Origin of the sequence: Streptomyces sp. MZ04, assembly GCF_004684775.1 — a bacterium.
Taxonomy (GTDB): domain Bacteria; phylum Actinomycetota; class Actinomycetes; order Streptomycetales; family Streptomycetaceae; genus Streptomyces.
This window is the reverse complement of record NZ_SRIC01000434.1, coordinates 1-4,966: the sequence shown is the minus strand read 5'-3', so window position 1 is coordinate 4,966 and position 4,966 is coordinate 1. Positions and strand designations below refer to the sequence as shown.

General features: G+C 71.0%; 5 protein-coding genes and 1 riboswitch. Of the genes, 4 read left to right on the top strand and 1 reads right to left on the bottom strand.

Going from position 1 to position 4,966, the window contains the following annotated elements:
* Window positions 1-552: 552 nt before the first annotated feature.
* Window positions 553-1,209: a class II aldolase/adducin family protein gene (locus tag E2651_RS41200; RefSeq protein ID WP_209446380.1), complete on the bottom strand. Its 657-nt coding sequence runs from the start codon at window positions 1,207-1,209 to the stop codon at window positions 553-555.
* A 130-nt stretch (window positions 1,210-1,339) separates the two neighbouring features.
* On the opposite strand from E2651_RS41200, the gene E2651_RS41195 reads away from it, so the two are divergent.
* The 4 genes from E2651_RS41195 to E2651_RS41180 form a co-directional block, all read left to right on the top strand.
* Complete coding sequence (locus E2651_RS41195) at window positions 1,340-2,080, top strand: lysozyme (protein WP_135336393.1); 741 nt, start codon at window positions 1,340-1,342, stop codon at window positions 2,078-2,080.
* Between the two features lie 201 nt (window positions 2,081-2,281).
* A complete protein-coding gene (locus E2651_RS41190; RefSeq protein ID WP_135336392.1) occupies window positions 2,282-3,556 on the top strand; it encodes an inorganic phosphate transporter in 1,275 nt (424 codons plus the stop codon).
* Between the two features lie 12 nt (window positions 3,557-3,568).
* The gene (locus E2651_RS41185; RefSeq protein WP_135336391.1) at window positions 3,569-3,805 is read left to right on the top strand and encodes a hypothetical protein; all 237 of its coding nucleotides are present in this window, start codon (window positions 3,569-3,571) and stop codon (window positions 3,803-3,805) included.
* A gap of 157 nt (window positions 3,806-3,962) precedes the next feature.
* Window positions 3,963-4,098: riboswitch (cobalamin riboswitch) on the top strand.
* Between the two features lie 121 nt (window positions 4,099-4,219).
* On the top strand, window positions 4,220-4,966 hold a 747-nt coding region (locus E2651_RS41180), incomplete at its 3' end, for a cobalamin biosynthesis protein (protein ID WP_135336390.1).

The window sequence follows — 4,966 nt, the reverse complement described above, 5'->3', positions numbered from 1 at the left end:
GGGCGGCCCGGGCCGGAAAGCCACCGGAACGCCTGCCCACACACGGGGCGGCCCGGGCCGGAAAGCCACCGGAACGCCTGCCCACACACGGGGCGGCCCGGGCCGGAAAGCCACCGGAACGCCTGCCCACACACGGGGCGGCCTGGGTGGGAAAGCCACCGGAACGCCTGCCCGCACGCGGGGCGGCCCGGGTGGGAAAGCCACCGGAACGCCTGCCCACACACGGGGCGGCCTGGGTGGGAAAGCCACCGGAACGCCTGCCCGCACGCGGGGCGGCCCGGGCCGGAAAGCCACCGGAACGCCTGCCCACACACGGGGCGGCCCGGGCCGGAAAGCCACCGGAACGCCTGCCCACACACGGGGCGGCCCGGGCCGGAAAGCCACCGGAACGCCTGCCCACACACGGGGCGGCCCGGGCCGGAAAGCCACCGGAACGCCTGCCCACACACGGGGCGGCCCGGGCCGGAAAGCCACCGGAACGCCTGCCACAAACGAGGCAGCCCGGGCCGGAAAGCCACCGGAACGTCTGACCGCGAGCGAGGCGGCGTGGCCTCAGGGCTGGCCGTACCCCCGCAGCCGTTCCTCCGCTTCCCGTAGCTGGCCTCCCGACAACAGCGTCGGCGCGTGGCCCGGGATCGCGCTCGCCGTCAGCCAGAGGCGGCACATCCACTCCAGCTGTGCCGTGCGGTCGTACGCCTGGTCCAGAGTGTCTCCGTATGTGATGGTTCCGTGGTTCTGGAGGAGACAAGCTGTGCGCTCGCGCAGGGCGTGCAGCATGTTCTCGGCCAACTCGTCCGAGCCGTACGGCGCGTACCGGGCGACGCGGGCCGGGCCGCCCATCGAGGCCGCCATGTAGTGGATCGGCGGCAGCTCCGGCAGCAGCGTGGAGACGGCCGTGGCGTGCACCGCGTGGGTGTGGACGACGGCTCCGGCGTAGGTGTTGCGGTAGATCGCGAGGTGCATCGGCAGTTCGCTGGTCGGGGCGAGGTCGCCGAAGAGCCGTACGCCGTCGAGGTCGACGCCGACCGCGTCCCGCGGCGTCAGCCGGTCGTAGGGGACGCCGCTCGGGGTGACCAGGATCGTGCCGCCGACGCGTACGGAGATGTTGCCCGACGTGCCGACGACCAGGCCGTCCGAGACGGTCCTGCGCGCGGCCGCGACGAGATCGCCCCAGGCCCGTTCCACCGCGTCCTGCCGCTGCTCAGTCATGCCGCGATCCTGCCAGCCGGCAGCGCGGTGCCGGGCTCTGGCATCGGTTGGCTGGCGATCGACCGGCATCGGGTGATCTTCCAGTAACCTCTGGGGGATTTGTCATGCACGTCGCCATCTGGGGGGAAATATGGCTCGTGATCACAAACCGTCCCGTCGCCGCGCCCGCGTCATCGCGGCCTCCGTGGCGACACTGGCCTTAGGGGGGACCGCCCTCGCCGAGATTCCGGTTTCGGCGGCGGGCAAGCCGAAGGGCCACGACGTGTCGTCGCACCAGAAGAACGTCAACTGGCAGAAGGCGAAGAGCAAGGGCGCACGCTTCGTCTACATCAAGGCCACCGAGTCCCACACGTACCGCAACCCCTACTTCAAGCAGCAGTACAACGGCTCCCGCAACGCGGGCGTGATCCGCGGGGCGTACCACTTCGCCGTACCGAGCAAGTCGTCCGGCAAGAAGCAGGCCGCGTACTTCATGAGCCACGGCGGACGCTGGCGGGCGGACGGCCGGACGCTGCCGCCCGCGCTCGACATCGAGCACAATCCGTACGGCAAACGGAAGTGCTACGGCCTCGGCAAGACCGCCACGGTCAACTGGATCAAGTCCTTCAGCAATGAGGTGAAGCGGCAGACGGGGCGGCGTCCCGTGATCTACACGACCTCGAAGTGGTGGAACGACTGCACGGGCGGCAGCCGCGCCTTCGCGTCGAACCACGCACTGTGGCTCGCACGCTGGTCGTCGTCGGCGGGATCGCTGCCGAAGGGCTGGTCGTACTGGACGTTCTGGCAGCACGACAACAAGGGCAGCCTGCCGGGTGATCAGAATCTCTTCAACGGCTCGATGAACCAGCTGAAGAGGTTCGCCCGAGGGTAGCCCGAGGGCGGTCAGCCCCCTCGGAAGCCCGGATTCCAGGCCTCGTGCCGCCGCTCCGGACGATCTCCTTCACGATTCCGACGGAAGCGGAGCGGCGGCGCCCCGCATCGAGTCACCGCACGGCCCGGCCCAGTTCACTTTCCGTTCACCCAGATTGCCTACGTTCCACTTGCCACTGACGTCCAACAGAAGCCTGGGTAAATGGAACACATCACGCTTCTCCTCGGGATCGTGATCGTTACCGCTCTCGTGTTCGACTTCACGAACGGTTTCCACGACACAGCCAACGCGATGGCTACCACCATCTCGACCGGCGCCCTCAAGCCCAAGACGGCGGTGGCCATGTCCGCCGTGCTGAACCTCGTCGGAGCATTCCTCTCCGTCGAAGTCGCCAAGACGATCTCTGGCGGCATCGTCAACGAGGACGGACTGAAGACCGAGGTCATATTCGCGGCCCTGGTGGGCGCGATCCTCTGGAATCTGCTGACCTGGCTGGTGGGCCTGCCCTCCAGTTCCTCCCACGCACTCTTCGGCGGCCTCATCGGCGCCGCGGTCATGTCGATGGGCTGGTCGTCGATCGACGGCGGCACCGTCGTCACCAAGATCCTCCTCCCGGCCCTCGCCGCGCCGCTCGTGGCGGGTCTCGCCGCGATGGCGGCCACGCGCCTGACATACCGGATCGGCCGCAACACCGACACCAAGGCCACCGCCAAGGGCTACCGCGCGGGCCAGATCGCCTCCGCGGGCCTCGTCTCGCTGGCGCACGGCACGAACGACGCGCAGAAGACCATGGGCATCATCACGCTCGCCCTGGTCACCGGCGGCGTCCTCAACCCCGGCGCGAACCCGCCGCTGTGGGTCATCGTCTCGGCCGGTGTGGCCATCGCGCTCGGTACGTACCTGGGCGGCTGGCGCATCATCCGCACCATGGGCAAGGGCCTGACCGACCTCCAGCCGCAGCAGGGCTTCGCCGCCCAGACCAGCGCCGCGACGGTCATCCTCGCCTCGTCGCACATCGGCTTCTCGCTCTCCACCACGCAGTCCTGCTCCGGCGCCGTGATGGGCGCGGGCCTCGGCCGCAAGGGCGGTGTGGTCCGCTGGTCCACGGCGACCCGCATGTTCGTCGCCTGGGGTCTGACACTCCCGGCCGCCGGCCTGGTCGGTGCGGGGGCCGAGTTCCTCACCAAGCAGGGCACCTGGGGCATCGCGGTGACCGCCGCGCTCCTGATCGGCGGCTCGACCGTCATCTGGGCGCTCTCCCGGCGCAATGCCGTCGACCACACGAACGTCGCGGACGACGAGATCGACGGCTCCGACGAGGAGCCCGCCGGTGTCGTGACCACCGCGATCGCCGCCGTCACGCCGCCGCCCACCGGCGCCGCCGCGACGGCCGCCACCGACGACGACCACGTCAAGGCCACCATCCCGGCCCCGACCGGCTCCGTGGCGGACCCCGCCCGGCCTGCCACGGTGTAAGGACAGATCAGCATGGACATCGACTGGGCAGCGCTCGGCTCCGTCTTCGGAGTCAGCCTCGTGGTGACGGTCGCCCTGGTGGGCCTGTTCACCCTCGGCATCGTCGGCCTCTCCAAGCACGAGGCGGCCACCTCCGGCGCCTCTGCCGCCACGGGCGGCAACGCGGTGGCGGCGCGCGCGGGCGCGTACCTGTGCTTCGCGCTGTGCGCGGCCGCGGTGGCGTACGGGATCTATCTGATCGTCGCCTGACGACCGGAGATCGTCTCCTGACGACCGGAGATCGTCTCCTGACGACCGGAGTTCAGGGTGGGGTGCGGGACGCTTCGGCGCCTTGCGCCCCACCTTCGTATGTGGGCCTTGGCACACTCTCCCGTCGCAGGTCAACGGCGAGTTGACGGGCGTTCGCGGGGCGTGGTGGACTGCCGGAGCCATTACGGCGGCAGGAGAGGAAGCCGGTGCGAATCCGGCGCGGTCCCGCCACTGTCACCGGGGAGCTGACTCCCCGGAAGCCAGGAACTCTCGCCGCCGATCACGTCGAACCAGGGCGCGGACACCCTGAGTGAGGACATATCGCCATGCGCGGCCGCCCGTTGCCGGTTCCTGTGCCCCTGCCCGTCCGGGCCGCACCCCTCGCTCTCCTTCGCACCACGGTCGGCTGAACCCATGTGTGCCGATCGCGACTTCGCGTACGGCGCCGCCGCCGGGCTCCTCGGTGACCTGCTCCTCGGTGATCCTCGCCGCGGGCATCCGGTCGCCGCGTTCGGGCGTGCGGCGGGTGCCGTCGAGCGTGTCCTGTGGCGGGACCACCGCGGGTGGGGTGCGCTGCACGCCGCGGTGTGCGCCGGGGGTGCGGCGGGTGCCGCCGCCCTGGCCTCTTCTCTTGTACGTCGTCACTCGCGCGCCGGATCCGTCGCGTTGACCGCCGCCGCGACCTGGGCCGTGGTCGGCGGGACCTCGCTCGGGCGTGAGGCGCGGGCCATCGGCGGTGCGCTCGCCGCGGGGGACATCGAGGTGGCGCGGGAGCGGCTGCCGCATCTGTGCGGGCGCGATCCGCAGGCACTGGATGCCGATGGCATCGCGCGGGCCGTCGTCGAGTCCGTCGCCGAGAACACGTCCGACGCCGTCGTGGGCGCGCTGGTCTGGGGGGCGTTGGGCGGGGTGCCGGGCCTTGTCGGGTTCCGGGCCGTGAACACGCTGGACGCCATGGTCGGGCACAAGTCCGCGAAGTACCTCCGGTACGGGTGGGCGTCCGCTCGGCTCGATGACGTCCTGGGGTGGCCCGGGGCCCGGCTCACCGCCCTGCTCGCCGCTGCTGCCGGGGACTCGCCCTCCGGGGCGCTGCGAGCTTGGCGTGACGATGCCGGCAAGCATCCGAGTCCCAACGCGGGGCCTGTCGAGGCGGCCTTCGCG